Here is a 23079-nt window from a genome sequence, read left to right as displayed (position 1 = left end):
CACATGTTCAACATATTCATCACTGTACCAACTTACGGCCACCCAGGACCGCCAGCACGGCAATCTGAGCTGCCAGCGCCAAAACAAATGATCTGAAAAGATCGACGGCCAACATATCGCCTTTTAACCCTGCTACTACCGTCAGCGATAAATAAACAAACGCATAAACACAGCTACCAAGAAAAACAACCCTGGTCATGTTTTTACTATGCAATATTTGAGTGACGATTGTAGTCGTGAGCCCTATGCCACCCGCCAATACTGCGTAAGACAGAAGATCATTTTTGCTGCAAAAGCTACTACCGAGCAGGCACAACCAGTAGCTCTGCGACAAGACCAGGAACACAGGCAAACAAACTGAAATTGATAGCCCGAGCATCAAGTACAGCTTACTGGCACTCTTCCCGCGCCCTGCCAGCTTTACAATGGCATAGGATGTCAGCGAGCTTGGCAGCACGGTGACCAGAATATAAAAAAGAAAAAACAGATTAAAATAGCCAATCTCCGAGACATTCAAGCTCGAGTTGGCAAATATCATCAGACAAACAATATGAACAGGTGCACCAAGAAGCATACTACCGGCAATAGTCGGAGCCCCTGAGCGTGAAAGCAATGCCACCATTTGTCGAAAGAAGGAAGACTCTTGGTCCCCCTTGTCATCATGACTGAACTGGTTTTTCTTTATTGTAAAAAATCCATATGCAGGTGCGATTAGCGTACAAACCGCGAGGGCAAGAATGACCCCCTCTATTTGCCCTGCAATCTTCGCAATGGAAACTACCAGCAGCAACCCAAGAAGACCATGGGCCGCCAGTGCAGCAGCCCATTTCCCCGAAGTGTTAAGGGAGAACATCAACCCGGTTATAGTCAAATTGCAAACACAAGCGAAACCTAGAAAAAATGCTCCGATCAGCAAGTAACCAGGATTCATTTCGTAAGAGGAAGCAGGCGCCGGAAAAATCAAAAACACGATGACACAGAGGGCACCTACAATGATGCCCCCCCATGACATGAGCCCCAAGGACGTCTTGTAATTTACTTCCTCGGCATTCAGGACCGCATAACGACTCAACGCCACGCTCAAGCACTCTCCTACCACCGTTGCGATGCCTGTGACTATCGCGTAATGGTAAGAGAATACACCGTATAGTTCGACGCCTAAAATTCGTGCCAAACTGAACAACAATACAAACATGCATAGTTTGTTTGCAAGGACAGTGATTGCACAGATCTCTTTAATCACTAGCCTTAACTTCTTGCAAAGAACGAGACATACCAACTTGCTGCTTTCAGCATACCCTCACCAACAGTGAAAAGCGGTTTGTAGCCCAACAAACTCTTAGCTTTATCAATATTCGCCTGCGAATGCCTTACGTCGCCAGCCCGGAAATCCCGATAGACCATATCCGATGTAGACTTGACATCAACGCGAGCCAAAGCGTCCTTGATGCAGGAAAAAACCTGATTCAATGTTGTCCTGTCACCGACGGCGACATTGTAAACATTATTCTTTGCTTCAGGACTGGCACAGGCAGCCAGTATATTGGCTTGAACTGCGTTTTCTACGAAGCAAAAGTCCCGGCTTGTTTCACCATCACCATTGACGAAAACCTCCTCGTTATTGATCATGGCCGCCGTCCACTTAGGAATCACGGCTGCATAGGCGCCATTCGGATCCTGTCGCTTGCCAAAGACGTTAAAATAGCGAAGCCCAACGGTATTGAACCCGTATGTACTGGAAAAAACCTCAGCATACAGTTCGTTTACATACTTTGTGACCGCATAAGGGGACAGCGGTTTGCCAATCACACCCTCAACCTTTGGAAGTCCAGGATGATCGCCATAGGTAGAACTCGACGCTGCATAAGTAAAACTTTTTACTTGCGCATCCTTCGCCGCAACCAACATATTCAGAAAACCGTCGATATTGGTACTGTTCGTTGTAACAGGATCATTGATGGAACGTGGAACAGAGCCTAACGCCGCCTGGTGCAAAACGTAATCCACCGGAATATCGGTGGCCGCCGGGAAAGTCATCGCGGTTCTGCAATCGTCAATATTTCTGATATCACCTTTTACCAGCACGAAGCGCGCCCATTGCTCAGGACTCACTACTGATTGCACTTCATCGAGATTTCGCTGGTGCCCTGTTGCAAAGTTATCGAGACCCACAACCCGCTGATCTAATTGCAGCAGTGTCTCCAATAAATTGGAGCCAATAAATCCGGCCACCCCCGTAACCAGCCAAACCTTTGGGGATTGTTGAATTTCAGCTTTAACTTCTTCGAAACGGATCATTTGATTCTCGACTTGTTTTTCCGGCGGTAACGAATCAGGGTCTTTACAGACCCTGATACTCAGAGACGCAGATCTGATTGAGAGGCATCAAGCAGATACTTGAGATCGTAGAGAACGTGCTCTGCTTTACCCAGGCTGCGAATTTGTTCAGCCCCCATCGCAGAGAACTCATTGTGTGCGACAGCCAGGATGATACCGTCGTAAGAATCGACCTGTGGTTGACCGATAGGAGTGATTGAATACTCGTGCATTGCTTCCGCCGCATCTACCCACGGATCATAAACGTCAACAACAATATTGAATTCAGCGAGTTCATTCACAATATCGATGATTTTAGTGTTACGCAGGTCCGGGCAGTTCTCTTTGAACGTCAACCCCATGATCAAAACGCGAGCACCATCAACATGAATCTTGCGCTTGAGCATTGCTTTGACAAGTTGAGATACTACATAGGCTCCCATGCTGTCATTCAAGCGACGACCCGCCAAAATTATCTCGGGATGATATCCGATGGACTGTGCCTTGTGAGTCAAGTAATAGGGATCTACACCGATGCAGTGACCGCCAACCAGTCCCGGACGGAAAGGCAAGAAGTTCCACTTTGTCCCCGCTGCCTCCAGAACCGCCTGAGTATCGATACCCATTTTATTAAAAATAAGTGCCAACTCATTGATCAGGGCAATGTTCAAGTCGCGCTGTGTATTTTCAATAACCTTTGCCGCCTCGGCAACCTTGATACTCTTGGCCTTATGAGTTCCGGCGACGATTATTGTATTATACAAAGCATCAACCAGATCAGCGACCTCAGGAGTGGATCCGGCAGTTACCTTCTTGATGGTAGTAACACGATGCTCTTTATCGCCAGGATTTATCCGCTCCGGGCTATAGCCTGCATAAAAATCGACATTGAACTTCAGTCCGGATACTTTTTCCAGCACTGGAACACAGTCTTCCTCAGTAGCACCAGGATAGACCGTTGACTCATAAATAACGATATCACCCTTTTTCAAAACACGCCCAATCGACTCACTGGCTTTAACCAAAGGAGTCAGATCCGGTCTCTTATGCTCATCAATAGGGGTTGGGACGGTAACAATATATATATTGCAGGCAGACAACTCGTCCAATACAGAGCTAAAACTTAAACCCAACGCAGAACGCAATTCAGAATCCGACACTTCGAGAGTAGCGTCATGACCTGCTTTGAGCGCTTCGATTCGACGCTGGCTGATATCAAATCCGACGACTTGCATTTTTTTGCCAAACTCAACCGCCAGCGGCAAGCCCACATAACCGAGACCCACTATGGCCAACTTCACATCTTCGAGTTTAAGCATTGTTTTCCCTTGCCATTCATCAATATTAAGTCGATCGTAAAAAGCGCGCCAAATCTTGCGCTTTAGAAACAAACATCACGGCCGCGTAAATTAGAAATTATACCGAAAGCGCCTAAGGGAGCCATAAGAATTTTCAGAAAGCCAACGACGAGCCCGAACGCCCTCCTTTCCACCTGCACACACTCAAAACCACGGCTGCAACGCAAGCCGCTGCAACGCAATTGCCAGTTTTTGATCGCACTCTGCCTAGCACGGTGCCGGGCACACATTCAACTCAGCACATGAAAAAATATGCAAAACCCGGAAAGCGGCGTTCAGCCTGTAAAAATCCCTGTCAGAACTGACAGCAGCAAGGTCACTGAAATCAATGTTCCAACCAGAACCCGACCCGTTTCGCCCAGACAGGCAGACAACCTGTTACTGACCCAAAGATAGAAATGCCCCCTCCCAAGGTGATTTCCTACAAACTCAGCTATTCCGGCCTCACGACAAACAGCCCGCGAAGCAATACGAAAGCAATGCCTGTGATCAGGCCAGTAATAACACCCAATACAAGGATCAGAGCCTTGTTAGGCTTCACCGGGTTATCTGGCAACTCCACAACCCCGTCTTGCCGATAGACGGATACCACCGCCGGCTCTGTTTTAAGCCCCTTGAAAAAGTTGTATCGATCCTGAAGATCACGCAAGTGATCCGTAAAAGGGTCATCGGACTCGCGAACCTTTAAACTTTCAATTTCCGCCTTTAGCGCTTTCGAGCCACGCATATACGTAAGCTGACCTGCCTCCCCACCCGCAATGACCGATTGACTCACCGTGATCGCCGGCGGCTTTTCAAGACCGATTGACTCGGCGATCCGCAGCGCCTCACTCAATCTGGCAATCGAATCTTCTCTGGCCCTGCTGCTTTTCTCTCTGGCGGAACTTATCTGCTGCTCCAAATTACGAGCCCGAACCTCAGACTCAATTGAAACGTTCTTGATCATTTCGTTCTTGGCCAACTCGCCAGCCTGAGCCACATATTCAGCAACCCACTCTTTGGCCTTCTCAGGATTGGTAGTCTGCACGACAACCGAATACCTGTCAGAGTTTTCCCTGAGCGGCGGAACCACACGCAACACCTCGGAAAACTTCGAATACAGGACATCCCGGGACTTTTTTTGCTCCTCCAGGGGCAAACTCGGCACATAAATCTTGCTAAAAAAATCTAGACGGAGAGACTCTGCCTGTAAATATCGAGTGTAAATATCATAGACATCCTTAACTGTGTAAGGAATCAACTCTGACTCTTTCATTCGACCGTAGTTAAAATTGGATATATCACTCTGAGACGGCGGCATCACAAAAGCTTTCGCCTCATAGACGGGAGAAGCCAGGAAAGCATAGCTCGCTGCAAGAGCAGCCCCCAAAACAGCAAAACCGACAACAACAAGTTTCTGCCTTAAAATCGCACGAACAAACCTTTGAAATTCAAAATCTTCCAGCCCATTATCTTTTTTTGAATCAACATGCATATATTGTTAGCCTTTTTCACTAAAGCGGTTACGTTAATTACATAAACCCGACCACTTGAGAAGAATCAACGTAAACCAGGCAGAAAAGAAGGAAACGCTCCCCCCCTTTTTCTCAACTCACGCAAAAATACTTTATTACATCTACGGGCGCGCAGATTAAAAACACCAGGCAAAATCAATGCTCGGCCTATCGTCCACGCCTCCTCCCCAGGAAATGAGCCACCACGACCCCGCCACCAAAAATCATCCCCATCAGGAACGAAGCAACTCCGAACATCGAGATCTGTAGCTGGGGCGACGAAAAACCGAAGAGGGAAACAACGACAAGCTGCTGGTTTTCCAGCACGAAGAGCAGGCTTGTAATTGATATTAACAAGACAAGCCCAGTGATCATGAATCGCTTGATGCGACTCTTATCTCGCCAACTCATCGCCACCTAAACCCTCCTCTTCCTCATTTACACGATCACGCAATTCTTTACCCGGCTTGAAATGCGGAACGAATTTGCCGTCGAGACTGACAGACTGACCGGTTTTCGGATTACGGCCAACCCGTGGAGCACGGTAGTGCAGAGAGAAGCTGCCAAACCCCCGGATCTCGATACGGTCTCCGGTAGCCAGACATTGGGACATTTGCTCAAGCATGGTCTTGATGGCCAGCTCCACATCCTTGGATGAAAGCAGCCCTTGATGGGTGACAATTCGTTCGATCAACTCCGACTTCGTCATATTTTTCCCTTCTTTTTCAAGCAGCTAGATCAGCGCTCCAAAGGTTTTAGCACGCCGGCATGATTTTGAACAGCCCGAGTTTTGCCATACATCCCACCACCCCGGAATGCCTGATTCCTGGACCGAGGAGACCTCCGGGCCATCACTGCCTCATCGGCAAATCACCAGCATAGTGCGCGTCAGGAAACCTGCGGGATTGAAGCCGAAGGGGAAGCCATCTTCCTCTTCCTTGACATCGTCAGACCTCGCCACCACTTTATAGCCCGCCCCCCTGCACTCCTTGGCCGCGCGTTTGTAACACTTATCCCATTTCGAACCGAGCCCCGAACAATCAACCTCAATGCCGCTCACCCCGCGCACTGCGTGAGTTTTGGCATTGGTGGCACAACCCGCTAGCGCCAGCACTGCTACTGCGACAATTAGCTTGTTCATTCACGTCCTTTTGCCAGAATGCACAATGGGCGATCATTAGTCTCAAGCTAAAGACTAGCCGCAAATAAGCACTTGATCCGACTAAACAATCAGACATTTTCTCAGCAGCTTTGGTTCACGACCCGAGCAACCAAAGCCGAGCGCGACTCACCAAATTCCAGGCAAAAAAAAGGGTGACCGAAGTCACCCTTTTTTAAAGAAAGCCAGAACTTAGTTCTGTTTTTCCATTTGTGCACGCAGCAGGTCACCCAGAGTGGTGGCCACAGGAGCATCAGTAGCTACTGGCTTGTCGCGCAGGCTCTGGATTGCTTCTTTCTCGTCTTCAACGTCTTTCGACTTGATCGAGAGCTGGATTACACGGCTCTTGCGGTCAACGCTGATGATCTTGGCTTCTACTTCTTCGCCCTCTTTCAGAACGTTGCGCGCGTCTTCAACGCGGTCACGGCTGATTTCGGAGGCTTTCAGAGTCGCTTCGATATCGTCGGCCAGAGTGATGATGGCGCCTTTAGCGTCAACTTCCTTCACGATGCCTTTAACGATGGCGCCTTTGTCGTTCTCTTGAACGTACTCGGAGAACGGATCGCTTTCCAGTTGCTTGATACCCAGGGAGATGCGCTCGCGCTCTGGGTCAACCGACAGGATAACGGTGTCCAGCTCGTCGCCCTTCTTGAAGCGGCGTACGGCTTCTTCGCCCACTTCGTTCCAGGAGATGTCGGACAGGTGAACCAGACCGTCGATGCCGCCGTCCAGACCAATGAAGATACCGAAATCGGTGATCGACTTGATGGTGCCGGAGATTTTATCGCCCTTGTTGAACTGGCCAGAGAAATCTTCCCATGGGTTAGATTTGCACTGCTTGATGCCCAGGGAGATACGACGACGCTCTTCGTCGATGTCCAGAACCATGACTTCCACTTCGTCGCCGACTTGTACGACTTTCGAAGGGTGGATGTTCTTGTTGGTCCAGTCCATTTCGGAAACGTGCACCAGACCTTCAACGCCTTCTTCCAGCTCAGCGAAGCAGCCGTAGTCGGTCAGGTTGGTTACACGAGCGGTAACGCGAGTGCTTTCCGGGTAACGAGCTTTGATAGCAACCCATGGATCTTCGCCCAGTTGCTTCAGGCCCAGGGAAACACGATTGCGCTCGCGATCGTACTTCAGAACCTTGACATCGATCTCGTCGCCAACGTTGACGATTTCGGAAGGATGCTTGATACGCTTCCAAGCCATGTCGGTAATGTGCAGCAGGCCATCGACGCCACCCAGATCGACGAATGCGCCGTAATCGGTGAGGTTCTTGACGATACCTTTGACTTGCTGGCCTTCCTGCAGGGATTCCAGCAGAGCTTCGCGCTCGGCGGAGTTCTCGGCTTCCAGGACGCTGCGACGGGAAACGACAACGTTGTTGCGCTTCTGGTCCAGCTTGATGACCTTGAATTCCAGCTCTTTGCCTTCCAGGTGCGTGGTGTCGCGCACTGGACGGACGTCAACCAGAGAACCTGGCAGGAACGCACGGATGCCGTTAACGTCGACAGTGAAGCCGCCTTTAACCTTACCGTTGATAACGCCCTTGACCACTTCTTCGGCTGCGAAGGCTGCTTCCAGAACAATCCAGCATTCAGCGCGCTTGGCTTTTTCACGGGACAGCTTGGTTTCACCAAAGCCGTCTTCAACCGAGTCCAGAGCAACGTGAACTTCGTCACCGACGTTGATGTTCAGTTCGCCAGCGTCGTTGTAGAACTGCTCAAGCGGGATGAGTGCTTCAGACTTCAGGCCAGCGTGAACGGTTACCCAGCGAGCCTGGTAATCGATATCAACGATAACACCGGTGATGATGGAGCCTGCCTGAAGGTTCAGGGTTTTTAGGCTTTCTTCAAAGAGTTCCGCAAAGCTTTCGCTCATTTTAATTCCTGTTGATGAGGGCGAAGAAAACGCCCATCTCCACACCCCAGACGGTGTGGGTTAGTTTCATTTAAAAGAAGCCACCGCAGGACTATGACTGGTCCCCTGCGGCCCTCTTGGTCACCCGGCGATATCGCGAATGGCGATCTCGCTCATGATGCGTTCCAACACCTGGTCGATGGACAATTCCGTGGAATCCAGCTGTATGGCGTCAGCCGCCGGTTTGAGCGGGGCTACAGCTCGCTGGGTGTCACGCTCATCGCGTGCACGTATCTCATCTAGCAGACTCGACAGACTAACACCCTCGACTTTGCCCTTCAACTGCAAATATCGACGGCGCGCCCTCTCCTCGGCACTGGCGGTCAGAAAAATCTTCAGCGGCGCATCAGGAAAAACCACCGTTCCCATGTCGCGACCATCCGCCACCAGGCCCGGCGCTTCCTGAAAAGCACGCTGGCGCTGCAACAGCGCCTCGCGCACAGCGGGCAACGCAGCCACCTGGGACGCGCCGGAACCGACGCTTTCGGTGCGAATGACATCGCTGACTTCATCACCTTCCAGAATGATGCGTTGCAGCTGACCGTCCGTCGCCGCGATGAACTGCACGTCCAGATGAGCGGCAAGTTTCTTCAGCAACTCTTCGTTGGTCAGGTCGACGCCATGGTTATGCGCGGCGAAAGCCAGCAGGCGGTACAACGCACCGGAGTCCAGCAGGTTCCAGCCCAGGCGCTTGGCCAGAATCCCGGCTACCGTGCCCTTGCCCGAACCGCTTGGCCCATCGATGGTGATGACCGGTGCAATGTTTTTCACGACTGCGCCTCTTGTGCCACACGAATGCCGACCTGCGCGCACAGCGCCAGGAAGTTCGGGAACGACGTCGCGACGTTGGCGCAATCATGAATGCGGATCGGCGCACTGGCGCGCAGCGAAGCAACGCTGAACGCCATGGCGATACGGTGATCACCATGACCGTGCACTTCACCGCCGCCGATCTGGCCGCCGTCGATGATGATGCCGTCCGGGGTCGGTTCGCATTTGACGCCCAGTGCCAGCAGACCGTCCGCCATGACCTGGATGCGATCCGACTCCTTGACCCGCAGCTCTTCGGCGCCGGTCAGCACGGTGCGCCCTTCGGCACAGGCAGCGGCCACGAACAGCACCGGGAACTCGTCGATGGCCAACGGAACCAGCGCTTGCGGAATCTCGATACCTTTGAGTTTAGCTGCCCGCACACGCAGGTCAGCCACGGGTTCGCCGCCGACTTCACGCTGGTTTTCCAGAGTGATGTCCGCCCCCATCAGACGCAGGATGTCGATCACACCGGTACGGGTCGGATTGATGCCGACATGCTCGAGCACCAGGTCCGAACCTTCGGCGATCGATGCAGCCACCAGGAAGAACGCCGACGACGAAATGTCGCCCGGAACTTCGATGTGGGTCGCGGCCAGCTTGCCACCGGACTCAACCGATGCCGTGGCACCGTCAACGCTCACCGGGTAGCCGAAACCGCGCAGCATGCGCTCGGTATGGTCGCGGGTCGGAGCCGGCTCGGTAACGGTGGTCTTGCCTTCGGCGTACAGACCGGCCAGCAGCAGGCAGGATTTAACCTGGGCGCTGGCCATCGGCATGGTGTACGTCAGGCCCTTGAGCTTGTTGCCGCCACGGATGGTCATCGGTGGACGACCTTCGGCGGCAGTCTCGATCACCGCGCCCATTTCACGCAGCGGATTGGCCACGCGATTCATCGGGCGCTTGGACAGCGAGGCGTCGCCGGTCAGGGTGCTGTCGAAGTTCTGCGCAGCCAGCAGGCCGGACAGCAGACGCATCGAAGTACCGGAGTTGCCCAGGTAGATCGGGCCCGGTGCCGGCTTCAGGCCGTGCAGGCCAACGCCGTGAATGGTCACGCGTCCGTGGTGCGGACCTTCGATGACCACGCCCATGTCACGGAACGCCTGCAAGGTCGCCAGGGCATCTTCACCCTCGAGGAAGCCTTCGACTTCGGTGACACCTTCAGCGAGGGAACCGAGCATGATCGAACGGTGGGAAATCGATTTGTCACCCGGTACGCGAATCCGACCGGACAGGCGGCCACCAGGTTGAGCCAGGAAAATCAGATCGTTGGAATTCATAGCGTCCACATAGGCCCTGCGGGCCAGGATTTTACTGAAATGCTCGCGGGCAACCCGGGCGCGAGTGAAAACGCCCAACAATTGGTGCCCATCCCCTGCATCGACCGCGTCGCGCAAGGCGTCGAGATCGCTGCGAAATGTATCGAGTGTGCGCAGGACAGCTTCGCGGTTGGCGAGGAATATGTCGTGCCACATGACCGGGTCGCTACCGGCGATTCTTGTGAAATCGCGGAAACCGCCCGCAGCGTAACGGAAGATCTCAAGATTTTCATTGCGCTTTGCCAACGAATCGACCAGGCCGAACGCCAGCAAGTGTGGCAGATGACTGGTTGCGGCCAATACTTCGTCGTGACGTTCGACTTGCATGTGCTCGACATCGGCACCCAGCGCGCGCCACAAACGGTCGACCACTGCCAAGGCTGCCGGATCGGTCTGATCCAGCGGCGTCAGGATCACCTTGTGCCGACGGAACAGCTCGGCGTTGGAGGCCTCGACCCCACTCTGCTCGGAACCGGCAATCGGATGCCCCGGCACGAAGCATGGCGGCATCTTGCCAAATGCTTCAGTGGCAGCGCGCACCACGTTGCCCTTGGCGCTACCGACATCGGTCAGGATCGCCTGCCCCAGGTCCATGCCAGCCAGGCGCGCGAGCACTTTCTCCATGGCCAGGATCGGCACCGCCAGCTGAATGACGTCGGCGCCCTGACAAGCAACGCCCAGGTCTTCTTCGCAGCGATCCACCACACCCAACTCGACCGCGAGCTTGCGCGATTGTGCATCGAGATCGACCCCGACCACTTCGCGACACATCCCGCTTTCGCGCAACCCCTTGGCAAACGAACCGCCGATCAACCCCAGACCGACCACCACCAGGCGACCGATCATAGGTTCAGCAGATTGCAGTGCAGTGACATCAACCACGAGCCAGAACCTTGGTCAGCGCATCCAGGAAGCGGCTGTTCTCTGCCGGCAGACCAATGGTGACGCGCAGGTGATTCGGCATGCCGTAGTTGGCCACCGGGCGTACGATCACACCTTCACGCAGCAAGCCCTGGAACACCGGGGCCGCGACTTGACCGAGATCGACGCAGATGAAATTGCCTTTGGATGGAATCCAGCTCAGCCCCAGTTCACGGAAACCGGCTTCCAGTTGCTGCATGCCGGACTCGTTCAACTGACGGCTTTGCGCCAGATACTCGTCGTCCTTCAATGCCGCACAGGCCGCGGCCAGGGCCAGGCTGTTGACGTTGAACGGCTGGCGCACACGGTTCAGCACGTCTGCGACTACTGACGTGGACAAGCCATAACCCACGCGCAACGCCGCCAGACCATACGCCTTGGAGAAGGTGCGGGAAACCAGCAGGTTCGGGTAGGCCGCCAGGAAGTCCAGGCCATCCGGCAGATCGCTGCCTTCGGCGTACTCGATATAGGCCTCGTCCAGTACGACCAGCACATGCTCCGGAACATCCTGCAGGAATTCGTCCAGCGCCTCGGCGTCGAACCAGGTCCCGGTCGGGTTGTTCGGGTTGGCGATGAAGACCACGCGGGTATTGGCGTCGATGGCTGCCAGCATGGCAGGCAGATCATGCCCCCAATCCCTGGCCGGAACCACCTTGGCCTGTGCGCCGACCGCCTGAGTGGCAATCGGGTAGACCGCGAACGCATGCTCGCTGAACACGGCGTTCAGGCCCGGCGCCAGATAGGCACGCGCGACCAGTTCCAGGATGTCGTTGGAACCATTGCCCAGCGTAACCTGATCAAGTTCGACGCGGCACTGCTCGGCCAACAGACTCTTGAGGGCAAAGCCGTTGCCGTCCGGATAACGGGTCAGCTCGGCCAGCGCATCGCGGATGGCCGCCAACGCCTTGGGACCGGGGCCCAGCGGGTTTTCGTTGCTCGCCAGCTTGATGATGCTGGCTGGATCGAGGTCCAGCTCGCGAGCCAGTTCGTCCACGGGTTTGCCCGGAACGTAAGGCGAAAGTTGTTGCACGCCCGGCTGTGCCAGAGCGAGGAAATTACCACTCATTTGCTACCGCCCTTAGAGAACTGCTTTCGGGTAGGAACCCAGCACTTTGAGTGCCACTGCTTCCTGACTGATTTTTTCCAGCACACCTTTTACCAGCGGATCGCGGTGGTGGCCGACAAAATCGATGAAGAACACGTAGGTCCATTTGCCGCTGCGCGACGGACGGGTCTCGATTCGCGTCAGGTCGATGCCGTTGTCGTGGAACGGCACCAGCAACTCATGAAGCGCACCCGGCTTGTTGCTCATCGAGACGATGATCGAGGTCTTGTCGTCGCCGGTCGGCGGCACTTCCTGGTTGCCGATCATGAGGAAGCGCGTGGAGTTATCCGGACGGTCCTCGATTTTTTCGGCCAGACGGGTCAAGCCGTACAGGCCGGCCGCCATGTCACCGGCAATCGCCGCCGAGTTCCACTCGCCCTTGACCCGCTTGGCCGCTTCGGCGTTGCTGGACACCGCCACGCGCTCGACATTCGGGTAATGGGCGTCCAGCCACTTGCGGCACTGGGCCAGGGACTGGGCGTGGGAGTAGATGCGGCTGATGCTGTCGGTCTTGGTGTTTTCACCGACCAACAGGTGATGGTGGATACGCAGCTCGACTTCGCCGCAGATCACCATGTCATGCTCGAGGAAGCTGTCGAGGGTGTGGTTGACCGCGCCTTCGGTGGAGTTTTCCACCGGCACCACGCCAAAGTTCACCGCCCCTGCCGCCACTTCACGGAACACTTCGTCGATCGCCGCCATCGGCTTGCTGATCACCGCGTGACCGAAGTGCTTCATGGCCGCCGCCTGGGTGAAGGTACCCTCAGGGCCGAGATAAGCCACTTTCAACGGCTGCTCGAGTGCCAGGCAGGAAGACATGATTTCGCGAAACAGCCGCGCCATCTCTTCGTTGCCCAGCGGCCCCTGGTTACGCTCCATGACACGTTTGAGCACCTGAGCCTCACGCTCAGGACGATAGAACACCGGCACTTCGCCTTCGGCCAGCGAGGCCATCTTTACTCGCGCGACTTCCTGGGCGCAGCGCGCACGCTCACTGATCAGCTCCAGGACCTTTTCGTCCAGGGCATCAATGCGCAGGCGCAGTGCCTTGAGTTCTTGCTCAGACATTAGCCGTGTTCCTTCTCGAACTCTGCCATGTACGAAATCAGCGCATTGACGGCGTTGATGTCGACGGCGTTATAGATGGAGGCGCGCATGCCACCCACGGAACGGTGGCCCTTGAGGTTCAACAGGCCACGCTCGTCGGCACCGGCCAGGAACGGCTTGTCCAAGCGATCATCAGCCAGGCGGAACGGCACGTTCATCCACGAGCGGTCCGACTTGTTGATCGGGTTGCTGTACAGGCCGCTGGCATCGATGAAGCTGTACAGCGTGCGCTGCTTGACTTCGTTGAGCTTGCCGATGGCCTCGACACCGCCCTGCTCTTTGAGCCACTCGAACACCAGGCCGGACAAATACCACGCCAGGGTCGGCGGGGTGTTGTACATCGAGCCGTTGTCGGCCGCGACCTTGTAATTGAGCATAGTGGGGCAAATGGAGCGGGCCTTGCCCAGCAGGTCTTCGCGAACGATATTGACGACGATACCGCTCGGGCCGATGTTTTTCTGGGCACCGGCGTAGATCATGCCGAAACGCGAAACATCCACCGGGCGCGACAGGATGTCCGAGGACATGTCGGCCACCAGCGGAACGTCACCGGTTTGCGGAATCCACTGGAACTCCAGGCCGCCGATGGTTTCGTTCGGCGCGTAGTGAACATAGGCCGCGTCTTTCGACAGCTTCCACTCGTTCTGACCGGGAATGGCGAAATAGTCGTAGGGCTTGGCGGTGCCGGCAACGTTGACCTGGCCGTAGCGCGAAGCTTCTTCGATGGCTTTCTGCGACCAGATACCGGTGTCGATATAGTCGGCCGAGCCGTTTTCCGGCAGCAGGTTCAGAGGAATCTGCGCGAATTGCTGGCTGGCGCCACCTTGCAGGAACAGCACTTTATAGTTCGAAGGGATATTCAGCAGATCACGCAGATCCTGCTCGGCCTTGGTGGCGATGGACACGAACTCATCACTGCGATGGCTCATTTCCATGACCGACAGACCCTTGCCGTGCCAGTCGAGGAGTTCACCCTGGGCGCGCTGCAGGACAGCTTCGGGAAGCGCCGCAGGACCGGCACAGAAGTTATAGGCTCTCTTGCTCACATCCAATCTCGCTCTGATTTGGGGGTATCACGCAATAAATAATCAGTTGACACAGACCTCATGCAGGAGCGCGCTTACCTGTGGCGAGGGGGCTTGCCCCGTTCGATTGCGTAGCAATCGCAAACCTGTCACCGCCGCCTCACGCAAGTTTGCGGTGACTGGTTTCAGGGGCGCTTCGCACCCCAACGGGGGCAAGCCCCCTCGCCACAAAAGCCCGGCACCCAGACAAGGTCGCCATGAGTGTCAAAATTTTCAAAAGGGACAAACAACAAGGGGGCGAATTTTCATCCGCCCCCTGCTTACCCGCTTATTCCTGTGGCTCTTCATCAGCAGCGGCGTCGAGTTGCTGGTCTTCGGCAACGTCGTCGATCACGACTTCACCATCGAACACCGCACCCTCTTCACCCTCCAGCTCTTCACCTTCGATTTCCGAAGGTTCCTGAACCCGCTCCAGCCCGACCAGGGTTTCATCCTTGGCCAGTTTGATCAGGGTCACGCCCTGGGTGTTACGACCCAGGCTGGACACTTCGTCGACACGAGTACGCACCAGAGTGCCCTGATCGGAAATCAGCATGATTTCCTCGCCGTCGAGCACCTGGACGGCGCCGACCAGGCGGCCGTTACGCTCGTTGCTGACCATGGCGATAACGCCCTGACCGCCACGCTTGTACTCAGGGAACTCGGTGATCGCCGTGCGCTTGCCAAAACCACGCTCGGAAGCGGTGAGGATCTGACTGCCTTCTTCCGGGATCAGCATGGAAATAAGCTTCTGGCCTTCCGGCAGACGCATACCGCGCACACCGCGGGCAGTACGACCCATGGCGCGAACGTCGGATTCCTTGAAGCGGGTAACCTTGCCGCCGTCGGAGAACAGCATCACTTCACGCTCGCCATCGGTAATGGCGGCAGAAATCAGCACGTCGCCTTCGTCCAGCTCCAGCGCGATCAGGCCGACGCTGCGCTGACGGCTGAAGGATTCCAGCGGGGTCTTCTTCACGGTGCCGTTGGCGGTGGCCATGAAGATGTAGTGACCCTCGGTGTATTCCTCGACCGGCAGCATGGTGGTGATGTATTCACCGTCATCCAGTGGCAGCAGGTTGACCAGCGGACGACCACGGGCAGCGCGGGACGCTTCAGGGATTTCGTAGGTCTTCAGCCAGTACACCTTGCCCTTGCTGGAGAACAGCAGCAGCGTGGTGTGACTGTTGGCAACCAGCAGGTGAGCGATGTAGTCCTCATCCTTGACGCCGGTCGCCGACTTGCCTTTACCGCCACGACGCTGGGCCTGGTACGCAGCCAGCGGCTGGGTCTTGGCATAGCCACCGTGGGAGATGGTCACGACGCGCTCTTCTTCCGGGATCATGTCACCCAGGGTCAGGTCGAGACGGGCATCGAGAATCTCGGTGCGGCGCACGTCGCCATACTCGGCGCGAATCACTTCCAGCTCTTCGCGGATCACTTCCATCAGGCGCGTGGCGCTATTGAGGATGCGGATCAGCTCGCCGATCTGGTTGAGGATCTCTTGATACTCGGCCAGCAGTTTTTCGTGTTCCAGACCGGTCAGGCGGTGCAGACGCAGTTCCAGAATGGCTTGCGCCTGTTCCGGCGACAGGAAGTACTTGCCGTCACGCAGACCGTATTGCGGATCGAGGTTTTCCGGACGGCACGAATCGGCGCCGGCACGCTCCACCATCGCCACCACCGCCGAGGACTCCCAAGGGGTGCTGACCAGCGCTTCCTTGGCTTCCGACGGCGTTGGCGAAGCCTTGATCAGGGCGATGACCGGGTCGATGTTCGACAGGGCAACCGCTTGACCTTCAAGAATGTGACCACGCTCTCGGGCTTTGCGCAGTTCGAACACGGTACGACGGGTCACCACTTCGCGACGGTGACGAACGAAGGCTTCCAGCAGGTCCTTGAGGTTCAGGATCCGCGGACGGCCGTCGATCAGCGCGACGATGTTGATGCCGAACACCGCTTGCAGCTGGGTCTGGGCGTAGAGGTTGTTGAGGATCACCTCAGGCACTTCGCCACGACGCAGCTCGATCACGACGCGCATACCGTCCTTGTCGGACTCGTCGCGCAGTTCGGTGATGCCTTCGAGCTTCTTCTCTTTTACCAGCTCGGCGATCTTCTCGATCAGACGCGCCTTGTTCAACTGGTAAGGGAGTTCGGTGATGACGATCTGCTGGCGGCCACCGACCTTGTCGATGTCTTCGATCATCGAGCGGGCGCGCATGTAAATGCGGCCACGGCCAGTGCGGTAGGCTTCGATGATGCCGGCGCGACCGTTGATGATCGCAGCGGTCGGGAAGTCCGGACCCGGGATGTATTGCATCAGCTCGTCGACAGTCAGCTCGGGATTGTCGATGAGCGCCAGGCAACCGTCGATGACTTCACCGAGGTTGTGTGGCGGAATGTTGGTCGCCATGCCCACGGCGATACCGCTGGAACCGTTGACCAGCAGGTTGGGAATACGGGTCGGCATGACCGCCGGGATCATTTCGGTGCCGTCGTAGTTCGGCACCCAGTCCACGGTTTCCTTATGCAGGTCGGCCAGCAGCTCGTGCGCCAGCTTGGTCATGCGCACTTCGGTGTATCGCATGGCCGCGGCGTTGTCGCCGTCCACCGAACCGAAGTTGCCCTGGCCGTCTACCAGCAGGTAGCGCAGGGAGAATGGCTGCGCCATCCGAACGATGGTGTCGTACACCGCGGTATCACCGTGCGGGTGATACTTACCGATCACGTCACCGACAACACGGGCAGATTTCTTGTACGGCTTGTTGAAGTCGTTGCCCAGCTCGCTCATCGCGAACAGCACGCGCCGGTGCACGGGCTTCAAGCCATCGCGCGCATCCGGCAGTGCCCGCCCGACAATTACGCTCATCGCGTAGTCGAGGTAGGACTGCTTCAGCTCGTCTTCGATATTGACCGGGAGGATTTCTTTGGCCAGTTCGCCCATGAGAAGCCTGATTCCTTTTTCTGGTGAAACTTCGTCAGGACCAACGAAGCTCGCCGCTGCAGGCTCGGTGCCATGCAGTGGCTTACGACAAATCAACGAGTTATGCCATGGATCTGCGCAGTAAAGGTCACCCCGCAGGGTAACCATGGAAACCGCCGAATGTTATCACAAGAGCCGCCACGCACCTATCCCCCAGATGCGCATGGAGAGTAGTTAGTTGACCGGTGACAGGCTGAAAAGGGAACAGGGAGGCTTAGAGCCGTGTTGAATGGAGAAATGGGGCTGGATTTTGGGTTGTTCGGTGCCTGTGCAGGCCTCTTCGCGGGCAAGCCCGCTCCCACAGTGGTTCTTTATTGTGCCGACGATTGCGGTCACACCTCGATCAACTGTGGGAGCGGGCTTGCCCGCGAAAGCGATTGAACAAACGCCAACGATAATTAATGCAGACGCTTGCGGCACATCAACTGCGCCATCTTCGCCGTGTCCGGGCGTTCGACAATGCCTTTTTCGGTGACGATCGCATCGATCAGATCCGCCGGCGTCACGTCGAACACCGGATTGAAGGCATCGACATCGGCCCCGACGCGCTTGCCACCAACTTCCAGCAACTCGCGACCATCACGCTCTTCAATCGGAATGTCGTCGCCACTGGCCAGGTTCATATCGATGGTCGAACTCGGCGCCACCACCATGAAGCGCACGCCGTGGTGCATGGCGTTGACGGCCAGCTGATAGGTGCCGATCTTGTTGGCCACATCGCCATTGGCGGTGATCCGGTCAGCGCCGACGATGACCCAGGTAGGGCCTTTGGTCTTCATGATATGCGCAGCGGCGGAATCGACATTGAGGGTCACGGGAATGCCTTCATTGGCCAGTTCCCATGCGGTCAGCCGCGAGCCCTGCAGCCATGGGCGGGTTTCGTCGACATAGACCTGCTCGACCATCCCCTCGATGAATGCAGCGCGAATCACGCCCAGCGCCGTGCCAAAGCCGCCCGTGGCCAGTGCGCCAGTGTTGCAGTGGGTCAGGATGGCCTGGGCGTTGCCCTGATGCTTGCGGATCAGGTCGACACCCAGTTGCGCCATGGTCAGATTGGCTTCGCGATCACTTTCGTGAATGGCAATGGCCTCGGCCTCCAGCGCCTCCAGCGGATCGGCATTGTCTTTCAGGCGATCAAGCCGGTCGTGCATGCGACCCAGCGCCCAGAACAGGTTGACCGCAGTAGGACGGGAATCGGCCAGCAGCATGAAATCCTCTTCCAGCGCCGCATACCAGTCGCCACCTTCGGCAATCCGGGCACGGGCCGCGAGCACAATGCCATAAGCGGCGCTGATGCCGATGGCCGGCGCGCCACGCACCACCATCGAGCGAATGGCCTCGGCCACACCAGCTGCACTGGTGTAGGCGATCCAGGTTTCCTCGAACGGCAAAATACGCTGATCCAGCAGATGGAGAGCGCCATCACGCCAATCGATGGCCTTTACCTTTTCCGCAGCCAACAGTCGATCGCGCATCCCTCACCCCGCACTCATGAACAAAAGCCGCCGATTATAGCGATCCCCCCGCGAAGACGCTCGGGTATACTTCGCCATTCTTTACAAAAGCACTGGAACCGACCCTCGATGCCGAACACTGCCGCTGCGCTCGACCTGTTATTGCTGCCGACCTGGCTGGTACCCGTCGAACCCGCTGGTGTCGTCCTCAAGGAACATGGCGTGGGCATCCGTGATGGACGCATCGTGTTTATCGGCCCACGTTCCGCCGCACTGAAGCTTAACGCAACCGAAATCCGCGAATTGCCCGACATGCTGCTCAGCCCCGGCCTGATCAATGCCCACGGGCACGCGGCGATGACACTGTTCCGCGGCCTGGCCGATGACCTGCCATTGATGACCTGGCTGGAAAACCACATCTGGCCCGCCGAAGCCAAGTGGGTCGACGAAGACTTCGTGCGCGACGGCACCGACCTTGCCATCGCCGAGCAAATCAAAGGCGGCATCACCTGTTTCTCTGACATGTACTTCTTCCCGAAGGTTGCCAGCGAGCGCGTGCACAACAGCGGCATTCGCGCGCAGATCGCGATTCCGATCCTCGACTTCCCCATTCCGGGCGCCGGCTCCGCGGATGAGGCCATTCGTCAGGGCGTTGAACTGTTTGGCGATCTCAAGCACCACGAACGCATCAAAATCACCTTCGGCCCCCACGCACCCTACACCGTGGGCGACGAAAACCTGGAAAAAATCCGGGTGATCGCCGAGGAACTGGACGCCTCGATCCACATGCACGTGCATGAAACCGCCTTCGAAGTGCAGCAGTCGGTCGAGCAGCGTGGTGAACGCCCGCTGGCCCGCCTGGCGCGCCTGGGCTTGCTGGGGCCGCGATTCCAGGCGGTTCACATGACCCAGATCAGCGATGAAGACCTGGCACTGCTGGTAGAAAGCAACAGCAATGTGATTCATTGCCCGGAGTCGAACCTGAAGCTGGCCAGTGGGTTCTGCCCGGTCGAGCGCTTGTGGCAGGCGGGGGTCAATGTCGCGGTCGGCACCGATGGCGCGGCGAGCAACAATGACCTGGACCTGCTCGGCGAAACCCGCACCGCAGCCCTGCTGGCCAAGGCTGTCGCCGGCTCGGCCACCGCGCTGGATGCCCATCGCGCCTTGCGCATGGCCACCCTCAACGGTGCCCGTGCCCTGGGTATCGAAGCCGTAACCGGCTCGCTGGAAATCGGCAAAGCGGCGGACATGGTGGCGTTCGATCTCTCCGGTCTGGCCCAGCAACCGGTCTACGACCCGGTTTCGCAGCTTATATACGCCACCGGCCGGGACTGCGTGAAACACCTTTGGGTTGCCGGCAAGCAACTGCTCGACGACCGTCGCCTGACTCGCCTTGATGAACAACAGCTTTGCGCTGTCGCGAAGGCCTGGGGCCAGCGCATCAGCGGCCGTACCGAATCGTAAGCACCCCGGAACGCCATCCGGGGCAACAGGATTTTTCAAGTTTTAGAGGACTTAGACCATGAGCAACGTCGACTACGCCGAAATCGCCAAATTCGAGGCCCTGGCCCATCGCTGGTGGGACCGCGAAAGCGAATTCAAACCGCTGCACGACATCAACCCGTTGCGGGTCAACTGGATTGACGAGCGGGTCAATCTGGCCGGCAAGAAAGTTCTCGACGTGGGTTGCGGCGGTGGCATCCTCAGTGAAGCCATGGCCCAGCGCGGCGCGACCGTGACGGGTATCGACATGGGCGAAGCGCCGCTGGCGGTTGCCCAGTTGCATCAACTGGAATCGGGCGTCAACGTCGAATACCGGCAGATCACCGCCGAAGCCCTGGCCGAGGAAATGCCGGAGCAGTTCGACGTGGTCACCTGCCTGGAAATGCTTGAGCACGTGCCGGACCCGTCGTCGGTCATCCGCGCCTGCTTCCGCATGGTCAAGCCCGGTGGCCAGGTGTTCTTCTCGACCATCAACCGCAACCCGAAGGCGTACCTGTTCGCCATCGTCGGCGCCGAATACATCATGAAGCTGCTGCCGCGCGGCACCCACGACTTCAAGAAATTCATCCGCCCTTCCGAACTCGGTGCCTGGAGCCGCATGGCCGGCCTGACCGTCAAGGACATCATCGGCCTGACCTACAACCCGCTGACCAAGCACTACAAGCTGGCCGCCGACGTGGACGTCAACTACATGATCCAGACCCTGCGCGAGGAATAAGCCGATGCCAATCAGAGCAGTTCTTTTCGACATGGACGGCACCCTGCTCGACACCGCGCCAGACTTCATTGCGATCTGTCAGGCGATGCGTGCCGACCGCGGCTTGCCACCGATGAACGACAAGCACATCCGCGACGAGATTTCCGGCGGTGCCAAGGCGATGGTCGCCGTGACCTTCGCCATGGATCCGGAATCGCCGGGGTTCGAAGAGTTGCGCCTGGAGTTCCTGGAGCGCTACCTCGTCGGTTGCGCGGTGCACAGCAAGCTGTTCGACGGCATGGCCGAGTTGCTCGCCGATATCGAGAAAGCCAACCTGATCTGGGGCGTGGTCACCAACAAGCCACTGCGCTTTGCCGAACCGATCATGCAACAACTGGGGCTGTCCGAACGTTCGGCGCTGCTGATCTGCCCGGATCACGTGAAGAACAGCAAGCCGGATCCGGAGCCGCTGATCCTGGCGTGCAAGATGCTCGACCTGGACCCGGCCAGCGTGCTGTTCGTCGGCGACGACCTGCGCGACATCGAGTCGGGCCGTGATGCCGGCACCAGGACGGCTGCGGTGACCTTCGGCTACATCCACCCCGACGATAACCCGCGTCACTGGGGTGCGGACGTGGTGGTCGATCATCCGCTGGAGTTGCGCAAAGTGCTCGATAGCGCGCTCTGCGGCTGCTGAATCTCTTTACTGAGCTCGCCCACTGTAGGGGCGAGCTAGCTCGCGAAAAACCTGAGAGCGCCGCGGGGTGCCAGGCTCGTCGTGTAATCGTTGACGACCATCGCGAGCAGGCTCGCTCCTACAAGGTTCGCTCGTTCTGATCTGTTGAGGTTTTTATGTTTGATTATTCCGCCCGCCCCGAACTGCTCAAGGATCGGGTCATCCTGGTCACCGGTGCAGGACGCGGCATCGGCGCCGCAGCGGCAAAGACCTACGCCGCCCACGGCGCAACAGTATTGCTGCTGGGCAAGACCGAAGCCAACCTGACCCAGGTCTACGACGAAATCGAAGCCGCCGGCCATCCACAACCAGCGGTGATCCCGTTCAGCCTCGAAACCGCCCTGCCCCATCAATACGATGAGCTGGCAGCGATGATCGAAAACGAATTCGGGCACCTCGACGGCCTGCTGCACAATGCCTCGATCATCGGCCCGCGCACGCCGATCGAACAGCTTTCCGGCGAAAACTTCATGCGGGTCATGCAGGTCAACGTCAATGCGATGTTCATGCTCACCAGCACATTGCTGCCGCTGCTCAAGCTGTCACAGGACGCCTCGGTGGTGTTCACCTCCAGCAGCGTCGGCCGCAAGGGGCGTGCGTACTGGGGGGCTTACGGCGTCTCCAAATTCGCCACCGAAGGCCTGATGCAAACCCTGGCTGACGAAGTCGACACCGTGGCCCCGGTACGCTCCAATAGCATCAACCCGGGCGCTACCCGCACCAGCATGCGCGCCCAGGCTTACCCGGGTGAAAACCCGCTGAACAACCCGACGCCCGAGGAGATCATGCCGGTCTACCTGTACCTGATGGGCCCGGACAGCACCGGTATCAATGGTCAGGCGTTCAACGCCCAATAACGACCGTACGTCGCTTTTTCGATGCCGCGCCGGCTTCCCGACGCGGCAATCGAAGACCCCCCATGCACCTGTCAAACAAACGTCACACGCTGCGCCACACAGGTAGTAGATGAAGCACAACCATTTGATTTAATACGAATTTTATTCGGATGAACCGAATGGCACGACTTTCGCTCTAAGTTTGCTCAGACACGCAACGTGAAAGCAGACGGGGTGAAGCATGGGCGCAGAAGTTACTCATCTTCCACAAAGCAGATTAAACTTGTACGAAATG

18 protein-coding genes are annotated in these 23079 nt (G+C 56.9%); 4 read left to right on the top strand and 14 right to left on the bottom strand.

Translation table 11 applies throughout. The features are described from left to right. Positions 1–19: 19 nt before the first annotated feature. From KSS91_RS07760 to mtnA, 14 genes are all read right to left on the bottom strand, one after another. Entirely contained in the window at positions 20–1243 is a 1224-nt protein-coding gene (locus KSS91_RS07760; protein WP_217837517.1) for an oligosaccharide flippase family protein, read from the bottom strand. 5 nt (positions 1244–1248) lie between these two features. Then, positions 1249–2298, bottom strand: coding sequence for an NAD-dependent epimerase/dehydratase family protein (locus tag KSS91_RS07755; protein WP_217837516.1), 1050 nt, complete (start codon positions 2296–2298; stop codon positions 1249–1251). 59 nt (positions 2299–2357) lie between these two features. Beyond that, the gene (gene tviB, locus KSS91_RS07750; protein WP_217837515.1) at positions 2358–3635 is read right to left on the bottom strand and encodes a Vi polysaccharide biosynthesis UDP-N-acetylglucosamine C-6 dehydrogenase TviB; all 1278 of its coding nucleotides are present in this window, start codon (positions 3633–3635) and stop codon (positions 2358–2360) included. Between the two features lie 472 nt (positions 3636–4107). Further along, positions 4108–5148 carry an LPS O-antigen chain length determinant protein WzzB gene (locus KSS91_RS07745; protein WP_217837514.1) on the bottom strand — a complete coding sequence of 347 codons (1041 nt, stop codon included), beginning with the start codon at positions 5146–5148 and terminating at the stop codon, positions 4108–4110. 413 nt (positions 5149–5561) lie between these two features. After that, positions 5562–5876 carry an integration host factor subunit beta gene (gene ihfB / locus KSS91_RS07740; protein ID WP_104448966.1) on the bottom strand — a complete coding sequence of 105 codons (315 nt, stop codon included), beginning with the start codon at positions 5874–5876 and terminating at the stop codon, positions 5562–5564. A gap of 150 nt (positions 5877–6026) precedes the next feature. Continuing rightward, positions 6027–6308, bottom strand: a complete 282-nt coding sequence (locus tag KSS91_RS07735) for a lipoprotein (RefSeq protein ID WP_015093984.1) — start codon at positions 6306–6308, stop codon at positions 6027–6029. 210 nt (positions 6309–6518) lie between these two features. Next, complete coding sequence (rpsA, locus tag KSS91_RS07730; RefSeq protein ID WP_007973639.1) at positions 6519–8210, bottom strand: 30S ribosomal protein S1; 1692 nt, start codon at positions 8208–8210, stop codon at positions 6519–6521. A gap of 120 nt (positions 8211–8330) precedes the next feature. After that, positions 8331–9020, bottom strand: a complete 690-nt coding sequence (gene cmk / locus KSS91_RS07725) for a (d)CMP kinase (protein WP_015093983.1) — start codon at positions 9018–9020, stop codon at positions 8331–8333. Beyond that, the gene (locus tag KSS91_RS07720) at positions 9017–11224 is read right to left on the bottom strand and encodes a bifunctional prephenate dehydrogenase/3-phosphoshikimate 1-carboxyvinyltransferase (protein WP_263986911.1); all 2208 of its coding nucleotides are present in this window, start codon (positions 11222–11224) and stop codon (positions 9017–9019) included. The genes cmk and KSS91_RS07720 overlap by 4 nt, the downstream gene beginning before the upstream one ends. 28 nt (positions 11225–11252) lie before the next feature. Further along, positions 11253–12365 carry a histidinol-phosphate transaminase gene (gene hisC / locus KSS91_RS07715; RefSeq protein ID WP_095966352.1) on the bottom strand — a complete coding sequence of 371 codons (1113 nt, stop codon included), beginning with the start codon at positions 12363–12365 and terminating at the stop codon, positions 11253–11255. Between the two features lie 12 nt (positions 12366–12377). Continuing rightward, positions 12378–13472 carry a prephenate dehydratase gene (pheA, locus tag KSS91_RS07710; protein ID WP_007939916.1) on the bottom strand — a complete coding sequence of 365 codons (1095 nt, stop codon included), beginning with the start codon at positions 13470–13472 and terminating at the stop codon, positions 12378–12380. Then, positions 13472–14557, bottom strand: coding sequence for a 3-phosphoserine/phosphohydroxythreonine transaminase (gene serC, locus KSS91_RS07705; protein ID WP_015093980.1), 1086 nt, complete (start codon positions 14555–14557; stop codon positions 13472–13474). Before serC ends, pheA begins: the two co-directional genes overlap by 1 nt. A 307-nt stretch (positions 14558–14864) precedes the next feature. After that, positions 14865–17519, bottom strand: coding sequence for a DNA gyrase subunit A (gyrA, locus tag KSS91_RS07700; protein WP_126049925.1), 2655 nt, complete (start codon positions 17517–17519; stop codon positions 14865–14867). A gap of 437 nt (positions 17520–17956) precedes the next feature. Next, the gene (gene mtnA / locus KSS91_RS07695) at positions 17957–19033 is read right to left on the bottom strand and encodes an S-methyl-5-thioribose-1-phosphate isomerase (RefSeq protein ID WP_015093978.1); all 1077 of its coding nucleotides are present in this window, start codon (positions 19031–19033) and stop codon (positions 17957–17959) included. 108 nt (positions 19034–19141) lie between these two features. Here mtnA and KSS91_RS07690 point away from each other — a divergent pair, with 108 nt between their 5' ends. The 4 genes from KSS91_RS07690 (at position 19142) to KSS91_RS07675 (ending at position 22805) form a co-directional block, all read left to right on the top strand. After that, positions 19142–20476, top strand: a complete 1335-nt coding sequence (locus KSS91_RS07690; RefSeq protein WP_217837512.1) for a TRZ/ATZ family hydrolase — start codon at positions 19142–19144, stop codon at positions 20474–20476. A gap of 58 nt (positions 20477–20534) precedes the next feature. Beyond that, positions 20535–21233 (top strand): bifunctional 2-polyprenyl-6-hydroxyphenol methylase/3-demethylubiquinol 3-O-methyltransferase UbiG, encoded by a 699-nt coding sequence (ubiG, locus tag KSS91_RS07685; protein ID WP_007973655.1) that lies wholly within the window; start codon positions 20535–20537, stop codon positions 21231–21233. Between the two features lie 4 nt (positions 21234–21237). Then, positions 21238–21909 carry an N-acetylmuramic acid 6-phosphate phosphatase MupP gene (gene mupP, locus KSS91_RS07680; protein WP_015093976.1) on the top strand — a complete coding sequence of 224 codons (672 nt, stop codon included), beginning with the start codon at positions 21238–21240 and terminating at the stop codon, positions 21907–21909. A gap of 155 nt (positions 21910–22064) precedes the next feature. Then, positions 22065–22805, top strand: a complete 741-nt coding sequence (locus KSS91_RS07675; RefSeq protein WP_217837511.1) for a YciK family oxidoreductase — start codon at positions 22065–22067, stop codon at positions 22803–22805. Positions 22806–23079 lie beyond the last annotated feature (274 nt).

Origin of the sequence: Pseudomonas azerbaijanorientalis, from assembly GCF_019139795.1 — a bacterium.
Classification (GTDB): domain Bacteria; phylum Pseudomonadota; class Gammaproteobacteria; order Pseudomonadales; family Pseudomonadaceae; genus Aquipseudomonas; species Aquipseudomonas laurylsulfatiphila.
This window is presented reverse-complemented; position numbering and strand designations above follow the sequence as displayed.

Excerpts from the sequence above, each read along its gene's own strand:
- mtnA (WP_015093978.1), bottom strand. The coding sequence starts at position 19,033 with ATGCGCGATCGACTGTTGGCTGCGGAAAAGGTAAAGGCCATCGATTGG.
- ubiG (WP_007973655.1), top strand. The coding sequence starts at position 20,535 with ATGAGCAACGTCGACTACGCCGAAATCGCCAAATTCGAGGCCCTGGCC.
- KSS91_RS07690 (WP_217837512.1), top strand. The coding sequence starts at position 19,142 with ATGCCGAACACTGCCGCTGCGCTCGACCTGTTATTGCTGCCGACCTGG.
- rpsA (WP_007973639.1), bottom strand. The coding sequence starts at position 8,210 with ATGAGCGAAAGCTTTGCGGAACTCTTTGAAGAAAGCCTAAAAACCCTG.
- gyrA (WP_126049925.1), bottom strand. The coding sequence starts at position 17,519 with ATGGGCGAACTGGCCAAAGAAATCCTCCCGGTCAATATCGAAGACGAG.
- ihfB (WP_104448966.1), bottom strand. The coding sequence starts at position 5,876 with ATGACGAAGTCGGAGTTGATCGAACGAATTGTCACCCATCAAGGGCTG.
- KSS91_RS07735 (WP_015093984.1), bottom strand. The coding sequence starts at position 6,308 with ATGAACAAGCTAATTGTCGCAGTAGCAGTGCTGGCGCTAGCGGGTTGT.
- KSS91_RS07745 (WP_217837514.1), bottom strand. The coding sequence starts at position 5,148 with ATGCATGTTGATTCAAAAAAAGATAATGGGCTGGAAGATTTTGAATTT.
- KSS91_RS07720 (WP_263986911.1), bottom strand. The coding sequence starts at position 11,224 with ATGATCGGTCGCCTGGTGGTGGTCGGTCTGGGGTTGATCGGCGGTTCG.
- KSS91_RS07755 (WP_217837516.1), bottom strand. The coding sequence starts at position 2,298 with ATGATCCGTTTCGAAGAAGTTAAAGCTGAAATTCAACAATCCCCAAAG.
- pheA (WP_007939916.1), bottom strand. The coding sequence starts at position 13,472 with ATGTCTGAGCAAGAACTCAAGGCACTGCGCCTGCGCATTGATGCCCTG.
- hisC (WP_095966352.1), bottom strand. The coding sequence starts at position 12,365 with ATGAGTGGTAATTTCCTCGCTCTGGCACAGCCGGGCGTGCAACAACTT.
- KSS91_RS07675 (WP_217837511.1), top strand. The coding sequence starts at position 22,065 with ATGTTTGATTATTCCGCCCGCCCCGAACTGCTCAAGGATCGGGTCATC.
- mupP (WP_015093976.1), top strand. The coding sequence starts at position 21,238 with ATGCCAATCAGAGCAGTTCTTTTCGACATGGACGGCACCCTGCTCGAC.
- tviB (WP_217837515.1), bottom strand. The coding sequence starts at position 3,635 with ATGCTTAAACTCGAAGATGTGAAGTTGGCCATAGTGGGTCTCGGTTAT.